The organism is Neobacillus sp. NPDC097160 (genome assembly GCF_044762155.1).
In the GTDB taxonomy this organism is placed as follows: domain Bacteria; phylum Bacillota; class Bacilli; order Bacillales; family Cytobacillaceae; genus Neobacillus.
Window position 1 is genome coordinate 1 of sequence record NZ_JBIWDU010000016.1, and the last position, 20416, is coordinate 20416.

20 protein-coding genes, 9 tRNA genes and 2 rRNA genes are annotated in these 20416 nt (G+C 38.0%); 28 read left to right on the plus strand and 3 right to left on the minus strand.

From position 1 onward, the window contains the following. From ACIQXV_RS20930 to rocF, 12 genes are all read left to right on the plus strand, one after another. Window positions 1–88, plus strand: a 23S ribosomal RNA gene (locus tag ACIQXV_RS20930); the annotation flags it as partial. A 128-nt stretch (window positions 89–216) separates the two neighbouring features. Continuing rightward, window positions 217–333: ribosomal RNA gene (gene rrf / locus ACIQXV_RS20935) — 5S ribosomal RNA — on the plus strand. Between the two features lie 14 nt (window positions 334–347). Next, window positions 348–422, plus strand: a tRNA-Asn gene (locus ACIQXV_RS20940). 28 nt (window positions 423–450) lie between these two features. After that, window positions 451–523 (plus strand) — tRNA-Thr (locus ACIQXV_RS20945). A gap of 20 nt (window positions 524–543) precedes the next feature. After that, window positions 544–618, plus strand: a tRNA-Glu gene (locus tag ACIQXV_RS20950). A gap of 5 nt (window positions 619–623) precedes the next feature. Then, window positions 624–699: transfer RNA gene (locus ACIQXV_RS20955), tRNA-Val, on the plus strand. Window positions 700–891: 192 nt separating this feature from the next. Further along, window positions 892–964, plus strand: a tRNA-Thr gene (locus ACIQXV_RS20960). Between the two features lie 22 nt (window positions 965–986). Next, window positions 987–1071: transfer RNA gene (locus ACIQXV_RS20965), tRNA-Tyr, on the plus strand. Between the two features lie 49 nt (window positions 1072–1120). Next, a tRNA-Gln gene (locus ACIQXV_RS20970) sits at window positions 1121–1195 on the plus strand. Window position 1196: 1 nt separating this feature from the next. Then, window positions 1197–1269, plus strand: a tRNA-Lys gene (locus tag ACIQXV_RS20975). A gap of 59 nt (window positions 1270–1328) precedes the next feature. Continuing rightward, window positions 1329–1400 (plus strand) — tRNA-Gly (locus tag ACIQXV_RS20980). A gap of 1200 nt (window positions 1401–2600) precedes the next feature. Continuing rightward, window positions 2601–3500 carry an arginase gene (rocF, locus tag ACIQXV_RS20985; protein ID WP_402961801.1) on the plus strand — a complete coding sequence of 300 codons (900 nt, stop codon included), beginning with the start codon at window positions 2601–2603 and terminating at the stop codon, window positions 3498–3500. Between the two features lie 34 nt (window positions 3501–3534). Here rocF and ACIQXV_RS20990 read toward each other — a convergent pair whose 3' ends face one another. Then, window positions 3535–3693, minus strand: coding sequence for an aspartyl-phosphate phosphatase Spo0E family protein (locus ACIQXV_RS20990; protein WP_402961803.1), 159 nt, complete (start codon window positions 3691–3693; stop codon window positions 3535–3537). Between the two features lie 185 nt (window positions 3694–3878). Between ACIQXV_RS20990 and sigW the strand changes: the two genes are divergently transcribed. From sigW to glmS, 6 genes are all read left to right on the plus strand, one after another. Then, on the plus strand, window positions 3879–4442 hold the full coding sequence (gene sigW / locus ACIQXV_RS20995; RefSeq protein WP_402961805.1) for an RNA polymerase sigma factor SigW: 564 nt from the start codon (window positions 3879–3881) through the stop codon (window positions 4440–4442). A gap of 18 nt (window positions 4443–4460) precedes the next feature. Further along, a complete protein-coding gene (locus ACIQXV_RS21000) occupies window positions 4461–5117 on the plus strand; it encodes a zf-HC2 domain-containing protein (protein WP_402961806.1) in 657 nt (218 codons plus the stop codon). Between the two features lie 173 nt (window positions 5118–5290). Then, a complete protein-coding gene (gene cdaA / locus ACIQXV_RS21005; protein ID WP_402961808.1) occupies window positions 5291–6118 on the plus strand; it encodes a diadenylate cyclase CdaA in 828 nt (275 codons plus the stop codon). Next, window positions 6111–7337 (plus strand): CdaR family protein, encoded by a 1227-nt coding sequence (locus tag ACIQXV_RS21010; protein ID WP_402961810.1) that lies wholly within the window; start codon window positions 6111–6113, stop codon window positions 7335–7337. The genes cdaA and ACIQXV_RS21010 overlap by 8 nt, the downstream gene beginning before the upstream one ends. A gap of 38 nt (window positions 7338–7375) precedes the next feature. Beyond that, entirely contained in the window at window positions 7376–8725 is a 1350-nt protein-coding gene (gene glmM, locus ACIQXV_RS21015) for a phosphoglucosamine mutase (RefSeq protein WP_402961811.1), read from the plus strand. Window positions 8726–9199: 474 nt separating this feature from the next. Beyond that, window positions 9200–11002: a glutamine--fructose-6-phosphate transaminase (isomerizing) gene (glmS, locus tag ACIQXV_RS21020; RefSeq protein WP_402961813.1), complete on the plus strand. Its 1803-nt coding sequence runs from the start codon at window positions 9200–9202 to the stop codon at window positions 11000–11002. A 421-nt stretch (window positions 11003–11423) separates the two neighbouring features. On the opposite strand, the gene ACIQXV_RS21025 is transcribed toward glmS, so the two are convergent. Next, window positions 11424–12008: a LysE family translocator gene (locus tag ACIQXV_RS21025; RefSeq protein ID WP_402961815.1), complete on the minus strand. Its 585-nt coding sequence runs from the start codon at window positions 12006–12008 to the stop codon at window positions 11424–11426. Between the two features lie 111 nt (window positions 12009–12119). Here ACIQXV_RS21025 and ACIQXV_RS21030 point away from each other — a divergent pair, with 111 nt between their 5' ends. The 8 genes from ACIQXV_RS21030 to ade all read left to right on the plus strand — a co-directional run bounded on the left by ACIQXV_RS21030 (window position 12120) and on the right by ade (window position 17877). After that, complete coding sequence (locus ACIQXV_RS21030) at window positions 12120–12677, plus strand: helix-turn-helix domain-containing protein (RefSeq protein WP_402961817.1); 558 nt, start codon at window positions 12120–12122, stop codon at window positions 12675–12677. 822 nt (window positions 12678–13499) lie between these two features. Beyond that, window positions 13500–13997, plus strand: coding sequence for an arsinothricin resistance N-acetyltransferase ArsN1 family A (locus ACIQXV_RS21035; protein ID WP_402961818.1), 498 nt, complete (start codon window positions 13500–13502; stop codon window positions 13995–13997). A gap of 19 nt (window positions 13998–14016) precedes the next feature. Continuing rightward, a complete protein-coding gene (locus ACIQXV_RS21040; protein ID WP_402961820.1) occupies window positions 14017–14223 on the plus strand; it encodes a hypothetical protein in 207 nt (68 codons plus the stop codon). A 50-nt stretch (window positions 14224–14273) separates the two neighbouring features. Then, window positions 14274–14723 carry a MarR family winged helix-turn-helix transcriptional regulator gene (locus ACIQXV_RS21045; protein WP_402961822.1) on the plus strand — a complete coding sequence of 150 codons (450 nt, stop codon included), beginning with the start codon at window positions 14274–14276 and terminating at the stop codon, window positions 14721–14723. A 49-nt stretch (window positions 14724–14772) separates the two neighbouring features. Beyond that, window positions 14773–15042, plus strand: a complete 270-nt coding sequence (locus tag ACIQXV_RS21050) for a hypothetical protein (RefSeq protein WP_402961823.1) — start codon at window positions 14773–14775, stop codon at window positions 15040–15042. A gap of 251 nt (window positions 15043–15293) precedes the next feature. After that, window positions 15294–15791 carry a nucleoside deaminase gene (locus tag ACIQXV_RS21055; RefSeq protein WP_402961825.1) on the plus strand — a complete coding sequence of 166 codons (498 nt, stop codon included), beginning with the start codon at window positions 15294–15296 and terminating at the stop codon, window positions 15789–15791. Between the two features lie 63 nt (window positions 15792–15854). Further along, window positions 15855–16088 carry a hypothetical protein gene (locus ACIQXV_RS21060; RefSeq protein WP_402961827.1) on the plus strand — a complete coding sequence of 78 codons (234 nt, stop codon included), beginning with the start codon at window positions 15855–15857 and terminating at the stop codon, window positions 16086–16088. A gap of 34 nt (window positions 16089–16122) precedes the next feature. After that, the gene (gene ade / locus ACIQXV_RS21065; protein WP_402961828.1) at window positions 16123–17877 is read left to right on the plus strand and encodes an adenine deaminase; all 1755 of its coding nucleotides are present in this window, start codon (window positions 16123–16125) and stop codon (window positions 17875–17877) included. A gap of 265 nt (window positions 17878–18142) precedes the next feature. Here the strand turns inward: ade and ACIQXV_RS21070 are convergent, their stop codons facing one another. Further along, complete coding sequence (locus ACIQXV_RS21070) at window positions 18143–18313, minus strand: hypothetical protein (protein ID WP_402961830.1); 171 nt, start codon at window positions 18311–18313, stop codon at window positions 18143–18145. Between the two features lie 229 nt (window positions 18314–18542). Here ACIQXV_RS21070 and ACIQXV_RS21075 point away from each other — a divergent pair, with 229 nt between their 5' ends. Both ACIQXV_RS21075 and ACIQXV_RS21080 read left to right on the plus strand, forming a co-directional pair. Continuing rightward, window positions 18543–19235 carry an aspartate/glutamate racemase family protein gene (locus ACIQXV_RS21075; RefSeq protein ID WP_402961832.1) on the plus strand — a complete coding sequence of 231 codons (693 nt, stop codon included), beginning with the start codon at window positions 18543–18545 and terminating at the stop codon, window positions 19233–19235. Between the two features lie 304 nt (window positions 19236–19539). Then, complete coding sequence (locus tag ACIQXV_RS21080) at window positions 19540–20379, plus strand: YitT family protein (protein WP_402961833.1); 840 nt, start codon at window positions 19540–19542, stop codon at window positions 20377–20379. Window positions 20380–20416 lie beyond the last annotated feature (37 nt).

Genomic DNA, 20416 nt, shown 5'->3' on the forward strand with positions numbered 1-20416 from the left:
CTGAAAGATGATCAGGTTGATAGGTCAGAGGTGGAAGCGCGGTGACGTGTGGAGCTGACTGATACTAATCGTTCGAGGACTTAACCAATTTTTAAAGCGAACTCGTTTTTACAAACACTTCTTCTGCATTATCTAGTTTTGAGGGAATGAAAAAAATAAATTTCCTCTTGAAAAATATAAAAAAGACATTATAATAAAATAGTGTCGAATAAATAGTCTGGTAACAATGGCGAGAAGGTCACACCCGTTCCCATACCGAACACGGAAGTTAAGCTTCTCAGCGCCGATGGTAGTTGGGACATGCGTCCCTGTGAGAGTAGGACGTTGCCAGGCTGTTATATTATTATTCCGCAGTAGCTCAGTGGTAGAGCTATCGGCTGTTAACCGATCGGTCGTAGGTTCGAGTCCTACCTGCGGAGCCATTTTTATTCATCTAAGAAATTCAGCTATGCTTCCATAGCTCAGTAGGTAGAGCACTTCCATGGTAAGGAAGAGGTCAGCGGTTCGAGCCCGCTTGGAAGCTTACCTATTTTAATAAGATTCGGCCCCTTGGTCAAGCGGTTAAGACACCGCCCTTTCACGGCGGTAACACGGGTTCGAATCCCGTAGGGGTCACCATTTTTGGAGGATTAGCTCAGCTGGGAGAGCATCTGCCTTACAAGCAGAGGGTCGGCGGTTCGATCCCGTCATCCTCCACCATAATATTATTATGTTAACTAAATCTTTTCCAAACTATTTGCCGGGGTAGCTCAATTGGTAGAGCACGAACGAATTAGCTTCCTGAATAAACATCAGCATACTGACCGAGCTGCTGCTTGCATAAGCTTTCTGAGGTCAGGATGACGGTATCAAAGACAGCGTGAACGAACTTAATATTTTTCCAAACTATTTGCCGGGGTAGCTCAATTGGTAGAGCAACTGACTTGTAATCAGTAGGTTGGGGGTTCAAGTCCTCTCGCCGGCACCTTTTTTTCTAAATTGAATATGGAGGGGTAGCGAAGTGGCTAAACGCGGCGGACTGTAAATCCGCTCCCTCCGGGTTCGGCGGTTCGAATCCGTCCCCCTCCACCATTCATATTTTTAGAAACGTTGGACATACTAGATAGTAATACTTCTTTATTGGGCTATAGCCAAGCGGTAAGGCATCGCACTTTGACTGCGACATGCGTTGGTTCAAATCCAGCTAGCCCAGCCATGAGCCATTAGCTCAGTTGGTAGAGCATCTGACTTTTAATCAGAGGGTCGAAGGTTCGAGTCCTTCATGGCTCATAAATTAAGATCATAAAACCCTAGAAAATTTTTTTCTAGGGTTTTTTATCTGTAAATAAGCGGAAGTAGTTCAGTGGTAGAACATCACCTTGCCAAGGTGGGGGTCGCGGGTTCGAATCCCGTCTTCCGCTTCAACTTAAAATTGGGCCTTAGCTGCTCAGCTGAGAGAGCATCTCTTTAGCATGCGGAGCAGGAGGTCAGCGGTTCGATCCCGCTAGGTTCCACCATCACACTACATATTTCGCCTTAAATCAGGTTGCTGATTTAAGGCTTTTTTTTATTTTCTTAATTCCCTGAAATTATCCAATCGATGTCATGTATTTCGGAAAATGTGTAGTAAGTGACATAAACTTTGTCGAAATTAGGAGGTTGATTCAATAGAGGGTATTGGATTCGTTCTTGGTAAAAATCTTGAGTGTAATGCATCCAATAAGGGGTATTGGATTCGTTCTTGGTAAAAATCTTGAGCGTAATGCATCCAATGAGGGGTATTGGATTCACTTTTGGTAAAATCCTTGAGTGTAATGCATCCAATAAGGGCTATTGGATTCACTTTTGGTAAAAATTATTGAGTGGAATGCACCCAATAAGGGCTATTGGATTCATTTCTGGTAAATATCCCGAGAATTATGCACCCAATAGGGGCCATTGGATTCACTTTTAATAAAGATTCCGAATGAAATGCGTCCAATAAACTATTGAATTCACTTCTCATAAAAATTTCCGACTTTTTGATTCTAAATCAATTGAGACGACCACTCCTATAGTCACAAATGGCCCAAATTGCGTATTAACGACTTTTCTTACACCAATGAAGACTAGGCTAAAACTCTGATCCACCCACAAACCAGCTAAAAAGCCAGGCGGGCAGCCTGGCTCAGGTCATTTTTCTTTCAAGCATCTAATTTCAGGACCTTCTTATGGCAGATTCCTGCCGGAGATCCATTTAAATTACCCTTTTAGGCTAGACTTTTTCATTTACTTTCCACTTTCTGAATTTTACTTTCCACTTTCTGAATTTTACTGTCCACTTCACAAAATCAACCCTCAAATATTAACGAATTCCAGCAAATAGGTCTTCATCATGCTAATGAAGGGCAGTTTGTCGCACTTGGCACAAAACACATCATAAATACTAAAAAATAGAACCCTGCCTGGGAATACTATGCAGCCAAGCTACGAAGGCCACTACCTCCAAAGTCTCACCCAACAATAAACCACAAACCAGGCCATGTCTCCACGCATATATATACATCGTTTTGTCGAGTTGAGTCATATGTATGAAAGCGGTTAAAATAGTATTATATCAACGGCTAGGGGGAATACGAACGATGAGTAAAAAGCTTTCGATTATTGGAATGCCGATGGATTTAGGACAAATGAGACGTGGAGTAGATATGGGGCCAAGTGCTATCCGTTATGCGGGGATTAATGAACGACTATCGCCACTATTTGATGAAGTTCATGATTTAGGTGATATTCCAATCGGAAGGCCGGAAGTTGTGGTCGATCAGGAATCTAACCTAAGAAATTTAGATTTAGTTGCCGAAAAAACCGCCATGCTAGCCGAAAAGGTGGATGAAGCTGTTCAATCTTGTTCATTTCCACTTGTACTTGGAGGTGACCATAGCATTGCCATCGGAACATTAGCCGGTGTTGCGAAGCATTATAAGAACCTTGGTGTCATTTGGTATGACGCCCATGGTGATTTGAATACAGCTGAGACAAGCCCCTCAGGAAACATTCATGGTATGCCTTTGGCAATCAGCATAGGATTGGGTCACACAAAATTAACGGAAATCGGGGGATATTTTCCAAAGGTTAAACCTGAGAATGTAGTGATTATTGGTGCCAGGTCTCTTGATGAAGGTGAAAGAAGTTTAATTAAAGAAAAAGGAATAAAAGTTTATACGATGCACGAAATTGACCGAATGGGAATGGCGAAGGTCATGGAAGAAACGATTGCCTACCTTAAGGAAAGAACCGATGGGGTTCACCTATCACTGGATTTAGATGGATTAGATCCCAGCGAATGTCCTGGTGTAGGTACACCGGTTATGGGCGGCATCAGCTACCGGGAAAGCCATCTGGCAATGGAAATGCTAGAGGAGGCAAAAATTATTACTTCAGCGGAATTTGTTGAAGTAAACCCAATCTTAGATGAAAAAAATAAAACAGCATCTGTCGCGGTTGGGCTAATGGGTTCATTATTTGGTGAAAAACTTTTATAGAAAAATGCAGCTGCATCCGAACCATGCAGCTGCATTACTTTTTATAGTGACTAAATTCATTTAATAAATGATCCAGTCGCTGACTAATTTCAAGTACTTGATGATTGGCTAATGTAGAATCGGACGCTAATCGAACCATATCGTCTCGACAACTTTCTATTTCTTCCTTTAATCTGCGAAATTGAGTACCCATTTGCGTCGCCTCGTTCCTAGTTTTATTACCTGTATCTCCCTTGGGAAAAACTTTAAACTAATATTACCCCTCCTTAGTAAATTTTTGTTAAAATTATAGGTATTGAGAAGTTTTTCGTTTAAAACGAAACTTTTTTGCTAGCGATTCGTATTATCGTATAGCAGCATTGGAGCTGAGAGAATTTAATGGAAGCTATTGTAAAAAAAAGAATCAAACAAGTCATCAAGGGCGATCAGGATGCCTACGGTGAAATCGTTGAAATATATAAAAATAGTGTCTATCATCTTTGTTTCAGAATGCTGGGGAATCGGCATGAAGCAGAGGATATGGCGCAGGAGGCATTTATCCGTGCCTATGTGAATATCCGTTCGTTTAACCAGGAGTTAAAATTTTCCACATGGCTTTTTCGAATTGCAACCAATCTTTGTATTGATAGAATGCGAAAAAAGAAACCAGATCATTATTTAGATGCCGAAGTGGCAGGAACAGAAGGGTTAACCATGTATTCACAAATTCCTTCCAACACGCCGCTGCCGGAGTCGGAGGTAGAGAGTTTAGAGCTGCATGAGGCGGTGCAGAAGGAAATATCAAAACTGCCGGAAAAATATCGTTCTCCGATCGTATTAAAATATATTGAAGAGTTGTCTTTAAATGAAATCAGTGAAATTCTCGATTTGCCTTTAGGTACGGTTAAAACAAGGATTCACCGTGGCCGAGAAGCATTAAGACAACAATTACGATATGTGTGATAAGAGGTGAAACCATACATGTGTCCAGAACAAATCATCGAACTAATGCACGAATATTTAGACGAAGAAATTGTACCTGAAAAGGAACGAATATTAAGGGAACACCTCCAAAGCTGCAAGGAATGTGAAACGATTTTTAATGAATTAAAAAAGAGTATTGCCTATGTAAAAAGCCTTTCACATATGGAGGCCCCCGCAGATTTTACCGCCAATGTTTTGGCACGTCTGCCAAAAGAGAAGAAGAAGGTTTGGATGCAGCGCTGGTTAAAGAATCATCCCATGCTAGCGGCCGCCTCCGTTTTCTTGATTTTAATGATGGGAAGTGTATTTTCGACCTGGAGTCATGACCGAGAGTTTTCTGTTTCGAAGCAAAAAAACTTAGTCGTAAAAAATAATACAGTCATCGTTCCTAAAGGGGAAACGGTCAAGGGTGATGTCGTCGTCCGCAATGGGAAGTTGAAAATCGAAGGTGAAATCCAAGGTGATGTAACAGTCATCAATGGTGAAATCCAAGGTGATGTAACGGTCATCAATGGTGAAAAGTATTTAGCCTCTGCGGGTCACGTAACGGGTCAAATTGAAGAAGTAAATGAAGTATTTGATTGGATTTGGTATCACATGAAACGGACGGCACAAGAGGTCATCGATATCTTTGACCAGTCTGAAACCCAATAAATTAAAACTTCAATCAGTGAAAGTCTTACTGCCCGTTCTTAGCGGGATAAAAACAAATCACTCGTAATGAGTGATTTGTTTTTTTAAACAGCTCATATAATAGGTATAGAGTGTATTTATGATATAATATGTTGGTTCACTAAACGTTTTAAGAAAGTTACGGAGGAAGAACAATGCAATTTGCTGATTTCACTTTATGGAAGTATTTAGCTAGTATTGTTGATATTGTCCTCGTATGGTATGTCATTTATAAGCTCATCAATGTGATAAGAGGGACGAAGGCTGTTCAGTTATTAAAAGGAATTCTCGTTATTCTTCTTGTCAGAGTGGTCAGTGAGTGGCTCGGCTTAATTACGCTAAGCTGGATGATGCAACAGGCCATAAATTGGGGATTTCTTGCCGTTATCATTATCTTTCAGCCTGAACTTAGAAGGGCCCTTGAGCAATTAGGAAGAGGGCGTTTTTTTTCCAGCAGCAGAACACAGGATGATGATAATCAGGAAAAAACAGTCGAAGCCATTGTTAAGGCGACCGATTATATGGCAAAACGCCGAATCGGAGCGTTAATCTCAATTGAACGAGAAACGGGTATGAGCGATTACATAGAAACAGGTATCCAGTTAAATTCCAATATTTCTTCGGAATTGCTCATTAATATTTTTATTCCCAATACACCGCTGCATGATGGTGCGGTTATTATTCAAAGAAATAATGTTTCAGCAGCAGCATGCTATCTTCCTTTATCCGAGAGCCCATTTATTTCAAAGGAGCTGGGCACGAGGCATCGCGCTGCATTAGGAATAAGTGAAGTCACCGATAGTGTAACAGTCGTGGTATCGGAAGAGACAGGTAATATCTCCCTAACAAAGAATGGCGAGCTTCATCGCGATTTAAAATTGGAGGAATTAAAAGAAATACTTACGAGTGATATGGTTATTCATAATAAAGTGAAACAGGCTTCTTCAGCGCGCTGGAACTGGAGGGGGAAAAATAATGGATAAACTGATGGATAATCCTTGGTTTTTAAAAATTCTTGCCTTGTTATTGGCTGTCCTTTTATACTCATCGATCCCGCATACAGGGAAAAAATTATCTGATGTCAATGTCCCTGGCGAACAAACGACAGAGACGATTAAGGCTATGCCGGTAAAAGTGTATTATGATACGGAAAATTTAGTTGTGTCCGGCATTCCAAACACGGTGGATATCACGATAAAAGGACCGATGACACATGTCCAGTCAGCAAAGGCGTTAAAGAACTTTGAGGTATTTGTAGATTTGACAGATGCTAAGATTGGGAAACAAAAGGTGAAACTTAAGGTTAAAGATTTATCAGATAAATTAAAAGCGACATTGAAACCGGATAGTGTGGAAGTAACGATCCAAGAAAAGATCACAAAGGAATTTAAGGTAGAAGCTGAAATTAATTCGAGTCAAATCGAAGAGGGCTATGCAGCCGGACAACCTGTTGTCGAGCCAAATAAAGTGAAAATTACTGGCGCCAAGGATATCATTGACCGAATAAGCTACGTCAAGGCAACCCTTGAAGAAAAAGGTAAACTGAAAGAAACCATTACAAAAGAAGCCCGCATCCAAGTACTTGACAAAGAACTAAACAAGCTGGATGTTGTTGTGGAACCTGGGACAGTTAAGGTGACCATTCCAATAAAAAGTAACACGAAGACTGTTCCCATTAATGTGGTGAAAAAAGGTACGGCTCCAGATGGTGTTACAATTGAATCGATTGAACTTGATCAAAAAGAAGCGACCGTCACCGGAAATGAAGATGTTCTGAAAAATACAGAGAGTGTCCGGGTAGAAGTGGATATTAGTAAAATATCTGAAAATACCACACTTACTTTACCTGTTATTATCTCAAATGGGATTACGAAGGTGACACCGCAAACAGTAAAAGCAACTGTAGTGGTTAAAAAACAAGAAGAGAAAACCGTCTCAGGAATACCTGTAAAAATACGGGGATTAGCTGATACCTATAAAGCGGAGATGAATGACCCAACAAGTCATACGGTTAATTTAATAGTGGATGGCCCAAGCGGTTCAGTAACAGGACTAAATCCAGAAGATTTTACTGTTTTTATCGACTTATCTGGTTTAACAGAAGGTAGTCATGATGTCAAAATTCAAGTCGAAGGTCCAAAAGACGTCAATTGGAAACCTGACAAATCTACTGCAAAAATTACCATAACGAATAATGCATAATATTCAGCAATTCACATGTTGAAGGAGAGATTTTTAAAATGGGAAAATATTTCGGTACCGATGGGGTACGCGGCGTTGCAAATAGTGAATTAACACCTGAAATGGCCTTTAAATTAGGCCGTTTTGGCGGATATGTGTTAACCAAGGATAAGGATCGTCCTAAAGTACTGATAGGCCGTGATACACGTATTTCAGGACATATGCTTGAGGGAGCTCTAGTTGCCGGTTTGCTTTCTATTGGTGCAGAAGTCATGCGCTTAGGAGTCATTTCTACACCAGGAGTCTCTTATTTAACAAAAGCATTGGGGGCGCAGGCAGGTGTTATGATTTCTGCTTCACATAACCCGGTGGCTGATAACGGGATTAAATTTTTTGGTCCGGATGGCTTTAAGCTTTCCGATGAACAGGAGTTAGAAATTGAGTCGTTAATTGATTTAGCGGAAGATCAATTGCCGCGGCCAACAGGGGCAGACCTTGGTCAGGTTATGGATTATTTTGAAGGCGGACAAAAATATCTGCAATACTTGAAAAATACAGTTGAGGAAGACTTTTCAGGCATTCATGTTGCCCTAGATTGTGCTCACGGTGCAACATCATCGTTAGCATCGCATTTATTTGCAGATTTAGATGCAGACCTTTCCACAATGGGGGCATCACCGAATGGATTAAATATCAACGCAGGCGTTGGCTCCACGCATCCGGAAGCACTAGCTGCTTTTGTTAAAGAGAAAGGAGCCGATGTCGGTCTATCCTTTGACGGCGATGGTGACCGTCTGATTGCGATTGATGAAAAGGGAAATATCGTCGATGGTGACCAGATCATGTACATTTGCGGTAAGTATATGAAAGAACAGGGACGCTTAAAACATGGTACGATTGTCTCAACCGTCATGAGCAATCTTGGATTTTACAAAGCCCTTGAAACCCATGGTATCCATAGTGTACCAACAGCAGTGGGTGACCGCTATGTTGTGGAAGAAATGAAGAAGAACGGCTTTAATCTTGGCGGTGAACAATCAGGTCATATTATTTTCTTGGACTATAACACCACTGGTGACGGTCTATTATCAGGGCTTCAGTTAGTTAATATCATGAAGGCAACTGGGAAGACCTTATCAGAATTAGCCGGAGAAATGAAAACATATCCGCAAAAGCTTGTGAATGTACGCGTAACCGATAAACACCATGTGACAGATAATGCAAAAGTAAAAGAGGTTATTGAACAAGTGGAGGCGGAAATGGCCGGAAACGGTAGAATCCTTGTTCGCCCATCCGGAACAGAACCACTTGTCCGCGTTATGGCAGAGGCATCAACGGAAGAATTGTGTGCATCCTATGTTGATCGTATTGTTACAGTAGTAAAAGAAGAAATGGAATTAAAAGAATAAGATCCAATAAATATGCATAGGGGAACTCAAAGGATTCCTTATGCATATTTTATTATGTATTGTTTTTGAATAAAGTTTTAACATTTATGTTTTTAGTTGACGGACGACTGACAAATCATGTAAGATTAATCTGCTTTGTTATTTTAAAGCAGGGTTGGTCATTTTGATTTGAAAGGAGGGCAGGAGAAGAAAATAGCAATTTAAAGCGCCTGAACTAATCTTCAGTGGTTAGATTAGTTGACGAGGTGGAGGTTTATCGAAAATTCGGCGGATACCTCCCGGCTGCGACGCAGGGCCGAAAATTTCTTCTTTAAAACATTGAGGCAACTCGGTGCACAAAGAGAAGAAAATGCGCATACTAACAGTAATGTTTAAAAAAAGGTATAGACAGATACCTTACAAAAAAACAGAGATAAGGGGGCAAGACTGCCCTCGTGAAGCACCTTGCCCCCTGTATCAGGGAGGAAATTAAAAATGTGTGGAATTGTTGGATATATTGGGAATAACGACTCGAAGGAAATTTTATTAAAAGGTTTAGAAAAACTTGAATATAGAGGCTATGATTCAGCAGGGATTGCTGTGAAAAATGAGAACGGCATTCATGTTTTTAAAGAAAAAGGCCGTATTGCGGATTTACGTAGTATTGTTGATGAGGATGTAATGGCTACTATCGGAATTGGCCATACACGCTGGGCAACACACGGTGTACCAAGCAAGGTGAATTCCCACCCGCATCAAAGTACATCCAGCCGCTTTACACTTGTTCACAACGGTGTAATCGAGAACTATGATCTTTTAAAGCGTGAATATTTAACAGACGTTCATTTTATCAGTGAAACAGATACAGAGGTTATCGTTCAGCTAATTGAACTGTTTGTAAATGAGGGATTAGAGGTTATTGAGGCCTTCCGCAAAACGCTTTCCCTGTTACACGGTTCATATGCTATTGCCTTATTAGATGCTGAGGACCACGACACCATTTATGTAGCGAAAAATAAAAGCCCGTTACTTGTTGGTCTAGGTAACGACTTTAATGTTGTCGCAAGTGATGCGATGGCAATGCTGCAAGTAACAAACCAATACCTTGAACTGATGGACAAGGAAATTGTTATTGTTACGAAGGATCATGTAACCATTCAAAATCTGAATGGAGAAGTCATAAGCCGTGAGCCTTACACAGCAGAACTTGATGCAAGTGACATTGAAAAAGGCACGTACCCACATTATATGTTAAAAGAGATCGATGAACAGCCACTTGTCATGCGTAAGATTATTCAAACGTATCAAAATGACCAAGAGGAATTAACAATTGACCCTGAGATTATTAGTGCAATGAATCAATCTGATCGTGTTTACATTATTGCAGCTGGTACTTCTTATCATGCAGGTCTTGTTGGCAAACAGTTCATCGAAGGCATTGCGAAGCTTCCAGTTGAAGTTCATATTGCCAGTGAATTTGTTTACAATATGCCGCTTCTAACGAAGAAGCCATTGTTTATCTTTATTTCACAAAGTGGGGAAACTGCGGACAGCCGTGCGGTGCTTGTTAAAGTAAAAGGAATGGGGTATCGCACGTTAACGATCACTAATGTTCCTGGCTCGACACTTTCTCGTGAAGCGGATTATACACTACTGCTGCATGCAGGTCCTGAAATTGCGGTTGCCTCTTCAAAGGCCTATACTGCACAGTTAGCTGTTTTAGCTATTTTAGCTGAAGTGACAGCGAAAAGCCAAAATATTGAAGTGAGTTTTGACCTTGTGCATGAGCTTGGGATTATCGCTAACGCAATGGAAGTTCTTTGCGACTCTAAAGAATTATTTGAGCATATTTCAAGAGAATTTTTATCGGTAACACGTAATGCCTTTTTCATTGGCCGCGGTGTTGACTACTATGTTTGCTTAGAAGGTGCCTTGAAACTGAAGGAAATCTCTTATATTCAAGCAGAAGGTTTTGCCGGCGGCGAATTAAAGCACGGTACCATTGCATTAATTGAAGAGGGTACACCGGTTATTGCTCTTGCCACTCAAGAAAATGTGAACCTTAGCATTCGCGGAAATGTGAAAGAAGTTGCAGCCCGTGGTGCAAACCCATGCATCATCTCGATGAAGGGTCTAAATATGGATGAAGACAGTTTTGTCATCCCAGAAGTACATGAATTATTAACACCGCTTATCTCTGTCATACCAATGCAATTAATTGCCTATTACGCAGCCCTTCACCGCGACTGCGACGTCGACAAACCACGCAACCTTGCGAAATCGGTTACGGTTGAGTAAGAGGGCAGCAATACATTCTAATTGTTGTGGATTTGAAATAAAATCGCGAAGTTTATAAAAAAGATGCGATGTTTATAAAAAAGTCACGATGTTTATAAAAAAGTCGCGACGTTTTACCCCTTTGGATATGATTATCTAAAGGGGTGTTTTTGTGTCGAAAAGAAAAAGAACATCTAAATGTGGGTTTGAAATAAAGTCGTACCGTTTATAAATTATCAAGACCTAAATTGTAAAAGGTCATTAAAAATAAAGGGTGGTACATAATCATATATATTATGTACCACTCTTTTACTTCTTGTTCAACAAACACACATTTTGTATTTCTATTGTTAGTCATTCAGATTTCTAATAATATCCCCTTATTCGAGTACAAATACAGCGATATTCTCCTATTTCTTCATTCTCTTTTTCGTAGGGATTTTTAATGAAATAAAATCGTAGCCGCAGTATAAACAAGTAACAAAGCCATGATGATATTGAAAACCGTCTGATATTTAGCAATCAACTTCTTGAATAATGACCCAAACAAACTCCAACTGAATGTCCCTAAGAATCCAATCACAGCTAACAAGATCACAAATAGAAACTGAGTCAAATAATGGTGATAAAAGGGTGTCACGAATGTGGCTGTGACTGTAATGGCATAAATAGTTGCTTTAGGATTGATGAATTGCAACATAGCGCCTGACTTTAAATTGTTATATCGATTATTAAATTGTTGTTCTTTACCAAGTTTGCTCGTAATTATTTTATAAGCTAGATAGAGTAAATAGAGACAACCAAATAATTTCATAATTAACTCGACTTCTGGAAAAACGGTATTTAATGCAACACTAAAATAATTAGCGAATAATAATAAAATAAAAAATCCAAAACCAACCCCTATGCAAAATCTGAAAGTCTGTTTCAAACCAAATTTATTGGCGTAATACAACGACATAATATTATTAGGCCCCGGTGTGAAACTTGCGACAAATGCATAAACCAATAGCGACAACATTGACATGATGACTTCACCCTTTGTGTGTTATAATGTACAAAAATGCTTTATATTGATATGTGCTTTAAATTGTACATTATATACGTTATATTGTAAATAGGAAATGGGGGATACGATGTGAAGGAAATACATGTGGTGGTAGCTGAAAATATGAAGGCATACAGAAAGGCTAATAAATTAAGTCTGGATAAAGTTTCAGAATTAACAGGTGTCAGTAAAACAATGTTAGGCCAAATAGAACGTGGAGACTCTATTCCAACGATAACGACCATGTGGAAAATTGCGAATGGATTAAAGGTTTCTTTCACTTCACTAATTAAAGAATCAACGAATGATATAAAGATAATATCAAAAAACGATTTATTGGAATTGCCAGAGAATGATGGGAAATATAAAGTGTATCCATATTTTCCGTTCGAAGATGATAAGCAGTTTGAAATATACATGGTAGAAATTGAGCCGGGGGGGTATTTAGAAGCAGATCCTCATCATGATGGCACAGAGGAATACATTACTTTATTTGATGGGCAGCTCGAATTAACGATATTAGGGCAAACCTATTTACTCGAAAAAGATCACTCGATCAGATTCAAAGCTAACTGTAAACATGCGTATCACAATCCAGGCAATGAATTGACAAGATTAAATATGACGATTAATTATCCATCCATGTAAAAATTCCAATGGTTTCTCACCAACTCAAAATTTCCTATATAAAGCATGTACGACCTCAATACCTTTAATCGTTGAGGTCGTTGTGTACGAATTGTTTAAAGACCTAAAGCTAAAAAAACCTGTAAAAATAAATATTGTTATTATTTACTTCTACGTTTAATCGACGCTTTCTTATGTTGATTTGTTATTCCACAAAAGGAGAGTTAGTGGAATAAGGATTACTGAAATGATCAAACTTTTTTATAAACCCGAAACATTAATCTGCTGGATAAGAATCCATTTTGATCAATCTTTTTTCAAAATGGATTCTTTTTATTTATCGTAAAATGCTTGCTTAGGGGGTATTTTTGATCAAACTTTATTTCAAAGCAACAATTGTGATTAGGAAAAACAAATGAGCCTAATGAGAATAACAAATAAGCCTTATTAGGAAGAAAAATGATCCTTATTATCCACTTTAACAAAAAAAAGAATTGATAATGTCAAGATTACCTCTGTTCAGAATCAAAAACGGGATTGTTGATGCCCTATAAAGACTTAGATTTTGAAACTAGAGACCTATTCGTATATATGAATAGGTCTCTTTTATTCACCAATGTTAAATGACTGTCCAATATTAGGAGTCATTAGTAGGAGATAATTGTCCAGTAACTTTAAAGTTGGTAACTAATATTAATAATGTTAATTAATAAGAGACGAAAAAATTATACAATGTACGAAAGTTCTAATGACAAATTCTATTATAAAAAACATTTGCAAATTGCAATTATTTGCTTTATATTTACTAACAAGAAGAAGTTGGAAATGTTGGAGGGGAAAAGTATGGTTATGATTCGAGAAGCAATTATAAAGGATTTAGAATCCATTCTGAACATATACAATCAAGGAATTGAAGACAGAATAGCCACTTTAGAATCTGAACCAAAAGATTTTCTGTACATGAAAGAGTGGTTTGAACAACACAAAGGACGATTTAAAGTTATTGTTGCTGAACAAAAAGGAAAGATTTTAGGATGGTCCTCATTAAATCTTTACAATAACCGTTGTGCATATGCAGGAGTTGCAGATTTATCAATATATATTGCTAGAGAGTACAGAGGGATGGGCATTGGGAGTTTGTTATTAACAGAAATTGAGAAGTTTGCAAAAGAAAATGATTTTCATAAAATAGTCCTTTTTACATTTCCGTTCAATAAGCTTGGTCAAGGCCTATATCTAAAGAAAGGGTATCGTGAGGTTGGCATATTTAAGAATCAGGGTATTCTAGATGGACAGTATGTTGATGTTATGGCAATGGAGAAGTTAATCGTTCAAATTTAAGTAAAGGTGGTGGTGATTTGTGACAGTAAATCATTCAGGTGTTCTCTCTGTTGATTATTTTGAAGCTTACTTCAAGCTTGTAATTTTATCAAGGAACTATGATATTGTGCAGGCAAATGAATTTATGACGCAGAACTTTTTTAAAGGCGATTTACTGATATACGGTAAGGAGACGTATCATAGTTTTGTCACAGCATATCAAAATTTAAAAAATAATTTAAAGTAATAGTTGCATTTTGCAAATTATTTTATATAATAAGAAAGAGGTGAGAAATATTGGAAAATATTCGTGAATTATTTCAAGTAATGACACGACGTTTTGGTCTTTTAAATAAAAATTGCTGTAGTGCAGGCGGTTGCGATATTTCCCTCATTCAAAGTCATATCCTTTATGAGATTGACCATCAGCATAAACCTTCAATGCAGCAAATAGCAGACACATTAGGTACGGATATTACAACATTTAGCCGGCAGGTACAATCATTAGTAAAAATGAATTTGGTAAAAAAAACACCAGATCCAGATGATAGACGATTTAGTATTCTATCCCTAACAACAGAGGGAAAATTTATTGCAACGACGATCGACCAACAAATGAATTCTTTTTTGAATGAAGTTTTTTCTCATATGAACGAGTTTGAGAAAGAAACAGTCATTCGTTCCATTAAGTTGTTAAATAATGCGATGGCAAAATCTAACGTATGCTGTGGGACTATTTCGGGGTAATATCCCCATTTTCAATACTTGCAAAATACAAGTAAAAAGGAAGGTTCGAATGACTAAAGTATGGGATGCAATTGTGATTGGCGGAGGGCAAGCTGGTCTTGCTACTGGAATGATGGAGCATGGAATCAGCACTAACAAACTATTAGCTTGGCTACAAAAAAAATTGGATCCGTTGGCATTAAAATTTGTAGGGTGCCACCAGGACAGAAATATTAGTGAAATTGTAAAAAAGTCTAGTTTAAAACTTATTAGGGAAGAGCTTTACATGGCAGGTTATTTATATTTGATATGGGCTAAACCATTAGGACTTTCTTTCTAACCCAAGCTGTCGTTTGTTTCATTAGAAGAATCAGGAATAACTGACTGATCGCGCTTTTCTTCATGTATAGGGCGCTTTAAAGGAATAAGGATCACAGAAATGATCAATCTTTTTTATAAAAGAATGATTCACCGGGATATATTAAGAGCGTGTTTTGATCAATCTTTTTTCAAATCACGCTCTTTTCTTTTGTTCATTTATGTCTATTTACCCTGATGATGAAGTAAGTATTTATCTAGGAGCACATGCTGATGATAAAGCTGGAAAAGGAGAATGGTAATATGAATAAAGCAATGGAACTAGCTATAAAAGAAGCTAGAAGAACAATTAATGAAAATATTGGTGGACCATTTGGGGCATCAATTATAGATGAACAAGGAAATATTATTTCAGTAGCTTCAAATACTGTTTTAGGTACACATGATCCAACAGCACATGCAGAAGTAAATGCAATTAGAAAAGCAGGAGAAAAATTAAAAACCCATGATTTATCGAATTATATTTTATATGCAACTGGTTTTCCTTGTCCAATGTGTCTATCTGCAATTATTTGGGCGAATATTAAAAAAGTGTATTATGGATGTACTTCAAAAGATGCCGATAAAATTGGTTTTAGAGACGATTTTATCTATAAATTTATTAATAATAATTTAGAAGACAAAGAGGTAATGAATTTAGAAGAATTAGATAGGGGTGAATGTTTAGAGTTATTCAAAGAATACACAGAAAAAGAAAAAGAAATTTATTAGGAAATTTGACGAAGAAGGAAAATCCAACTTAAGCGTGGAATGGATTACTGTTAGATAAAATCAATGAAGACACTCTTACCATTTCATGTGTTACTGAAGACGAAGAACCAGATGGAAAATCATATTTTAAACATCGTATTGATGCCTTTGACAATTAGTATTGCTCAAGGTTTAGCATTCGGTTTTATCTCTTATACTGTATTAAAACTGCTTACTGGAAAAAGAAATCAAATTCACTGGATTATGTATTTTGTCAGTATTGCTTTCATCATTAACTTTATTATGGGTGGGCATTAATGACACATTTTCTTAAAAAAGGGAGGAGTCCTTGTTGAAGCAAACAATTGAACAGCTGAAAAAGAGAATTGATGTGGCAGCTAAAAGAACTCCTGCTGATCTTGTTATAAAAAACGGGAAAATCGTTAATGTTTTTACTCATGAAATTTTGGAAGGGGATTTAGCCATTGCAGATGGCTATTTTGCCGGGATTGGCAGATATGAAGGTTATGAAACAATAGATGTCTCAGGAAAATACATTGCCCCTGGATTAATTGATGGGCATGTTCATATTGAGTCTGCAATGGTGACACCAGCAGAATTTGCTAATGTAGTTCTCCCAAATGGGGTAACGTCTGTCATTGCAGATCCTCATGAAATTGCAAATGTCAGCGGAGCCCTGGGTATAGAATATATGATCAAATCTTCTGAAGGAATTCCGCTAGATGTTTTCTTTATGCTTCCCTCCTGTGTTCCTGCCACACCTTTTGAAAACGCAGGAGCTGTATTAAATTATGAACAATTGGAATCGTTTTATGCGCATCCAAGAGTCCTCGGTCTTGGGGAGGTAATGGATTACCCGGCTGTTTTTCATAATGAAGAAAAAATGCTTAACAAGCTTGTGTCTGCCTCTTTAAAAGGAAAAAGGATAGATGGGCATGCCGCGGGAATCGATTCAGACGGTATTAACATTTATACGGCTGCAGGCATCCGAACTGATCATGAATGCGTAACTTCTGAAGAAGCATTAGACCGGCTGCGAAAAGGAATGTACGTCATGCTGCGGGAAGGTTCGGCCGCAAGAGATTTAACAACCCTTTTAAAAGCTGTTAATGAGAAAAATGCCCGCCGCTGTCTGTTTGTAACCGACGATAAACATCTAGATGACATCATCAGTGAAGGTAGCATCGATCATAATGTACGGGTGGCCATTAGAGAAGGTTTAGACCCTCTTCTCGCTATACAAATGGCAACTTTGAATGCAGCAGAATGCTTCGGCCTTAAACATAAGGGGGCCATTGCTCCGGGATATGAAGCCGATTTTTTAATTATTGATGATCTTAAAAATATTCAAGTTGATTTGGTATTTAAAAGTGGGAAGCTCGTGGCCAAAAATGGAAAAATGGCTGCAAGGGCAAAGTCAACAACTTCTCCTTCTCCTTCAATTATTGACAGCATGAGGCTTAATCTGATTACAAGAGAGCACTTACAAATTAAGCTTAACGATGATAGCTTGGCCAACATAATTGGCATTATTCCCAACAGCATTGTGACAAAACATCTGATTGAAAAAGTTGATCTTAAGAATTGCCTTTTCCAAAGCAGCACAGAAAAAGACTTTTTGAAATTAGCAGTAATAGAAAGACATAGAAACACAGGTAATATTGGTGTAGGAATCATAAATGGATTGGGGATAAAAAACGGGGCAATAGCTTCAACAGTCGCTCATGATTCCCATAATGTCGTGGCAGCAGGAACAACAGATGATGACATCATAAAAGCCGTAACAGTAACCGCACAAATGAATGGCGGATTAGCAGTCGTTCAAAACGGGGAAATATTGGCTTCTCTCCCACTGCCAATAGCAGGACTAATATCTGATAAGCAATCATCAATCGTAAATGAGAGGTTAATGGAATTAAATAAGGCGTTAAGGAAAATCGGCTGTACGATGGAATTCAATCCGTTTTTAACCTTATCGTTTTTGGCCCTTCCCGTTATCCCAGAACTAAAGCTAACAGATATAGGATTGTTTGACGTAAAAACGTTCAAACATATTGACGTGAATTACAAACAGGAAATTTTTTAGTAACATTTTTGGGTGTGTGCGGATGAGTTCACACTCTTTCTTTTGAAATTATGTGAAAAAGGATTGATTACGAGCTTTTAATGGCAGTTATTTTGCAAGTTACATTAGTTATTTTGCAAATTTTAACGATATTTTTGCAAAGTTCACAATTACAGGAAACGAAAAATGGCTGGAAATCATTCTGGCCAAGCAAAAGTTACTTTTTGGTCATTTGTTCATTATTCAAGAGTGAGCGCGGACCAGGCGGTTTCATCTGCAAAATATCTTACCAGCTAGCCACTCCAGCCAGATCATACCGTCTGGCTAAATGCGCCCGTTTTTTTAATGAAAGTTCATCTTCAAGCCATATTCTGTATGTCGCTTGATCCTTTTCAAAATAATGCTCAGCATAGTTTTGGCCGGTGACCAGGATCATATGAAGGGTGTTTTTGCCCATCCCTTCGAAAAATCAAGACTAAAATGAAAAAAAAATAGAAGAAATAAGGTTCCCCACTTTGTGTATATGGACACAAAGTGGGGAACCGGTTCAGAGGAAACTGCCTACAAAACAGTTTCGTGTTGTTCGACAATCGGGCCATTTTGTGGAATAAAGAAAGGGATTTTTTATAAGAAGTCGAAGTTAATCTTAAGGACAAATAACAAAAAAGCAATGGTGGGGATTAAACATGAAAGTCATAGGTCTTATTGGTGGAATGAGCTGGGAATCTTCTGTTGAATATTATCGGATTATTAATGAAGAGGTGAAAAGAAGATTAGGAGGGCTACACTCGGCAAAATGTCTATTATACAGTGTTGATTTTGAAGAAATTGAACGTTTTCAGTCAAACGGTGATTGGAAAAAAGCCGGTGAAGTCTTGGGTGATGTTGCACTTTCCTTGGAAAAAGGGGGAGCTGACTTTATTGTCATTTGTACCAATACTATGCACAAGGTTATAGATGATGTACAATCAAAAATCAATATCCCCCTTTTGCATATAGCTGATGCAACAACAACGCAAATTAAAGAACAAGGAATTAGTTCTATAGGATTACTTGGCACAAAGTACACGATGGAACAAGACTTTTACAAATCACGTTTAGAGTCCAACGGTATAAACGTGATTGTGCCAAATGACAATGAGCGAGAGATTGTGAACAAGGTTATTTATGATGAGTTGTGTTTGGGTAAGGTTCATCAGGCATCAAGGGATTATTATAAAAAAGTTATCCAAGGTTTAATCGAATCCGGAGCTGAAGGAATTATATTAGGTTGTACAGAAATTGGATTATTGATCAAACCGGAGGATTCCGATGTTCCTCTATTTGACACAACTTATATACATGCACGTGAAGCGGTAAATATGTCCCTAAAAAAATAACGATTTTTCCGGTCCTATCGCATTCTTGATTTTCAGCAATCGGGCGCTTTAATGAAGGAACAAAAGTCTAATTTCTCGGTTTTATAAGCGAGAAACTAGGCTTTTTTTATTTGGATTTCCTTAACGTTGTAGATGCGCATTTGTGGCAGGACCCCTATAAGCCAAAGTAAGGAGCCTAGTAGACTACACCCCCTGAATTATACTCCCTAATAAATAACAGACTACTGTACGATATAAATGTTCCACGATATAATGATGAGAGTTTGTACCTGAGTAACTATTTATAAGAGCAGCGAGGTAGAGTATGAAAAAAACAACCACAGACATCATTTTTATCATTATTGGTGCCTTTCTTTTTGCGTTAGGTGTTAATTTATTTGTTATTCCGAACGAGCTTGGGGAAGGCGGAGTAACGGGTATCACAATTATTACCTACTATTTATTTGAGTGGTCACCAGGTTTAGTCAACTTAATTCTGAATGCATTTTTGTTAATTATTGGTTATAAATTTTTGAATAAGATAACAACGATTTATACGATTATTGCAGTGGTTTTTAATTCGCTTTTTCTTCATCTAACAGAAGGCTGGAATATTGCTTCTGATGAATTGATGGTGAATGCTATTTTTGGAGGAATCATTATAGGGGCTGGGATTGGCTTAATTATTCGGGTTGGCGGAACAACAGCAGGTACTACCATCTTAGCAAGGATTACACATAAGTTTTTAGGATGGAATATTAGCTATGGTCTATTGTTTTTTGATTTAATCGTTGCTTTTTCATCTTATTTTATCATTGGTGCAGAAAAGCTGATGCTGACAATTATTATGCTATATGTAGGAACGAAAGTGATGGAATTTGTAATCGAAGGCTTGAATCCGAAGAAGGCCATTACGATTATTTCCGATAAACCGAATGACATAGCCAAACAGGTGACTACATCAATGGACAGAGGGGTAACCGTATACTCGGGTCATGGTTATTACACAAAAACCCCAAAAGAAATTCTTTATATTGTTATTAGTAAGCAAGAAGTAATAAAGTTGAAACGAATTGTTCAATCTACTGATCCGAATGCTTTCATTGCTATACATGATGTTCGTGATGTGTTCGGAGAAGGATTTATTGATATTTCTAAAGCATAATAAACAGTCCCTTCAGAATTTGAAGGGACTGTGTGCT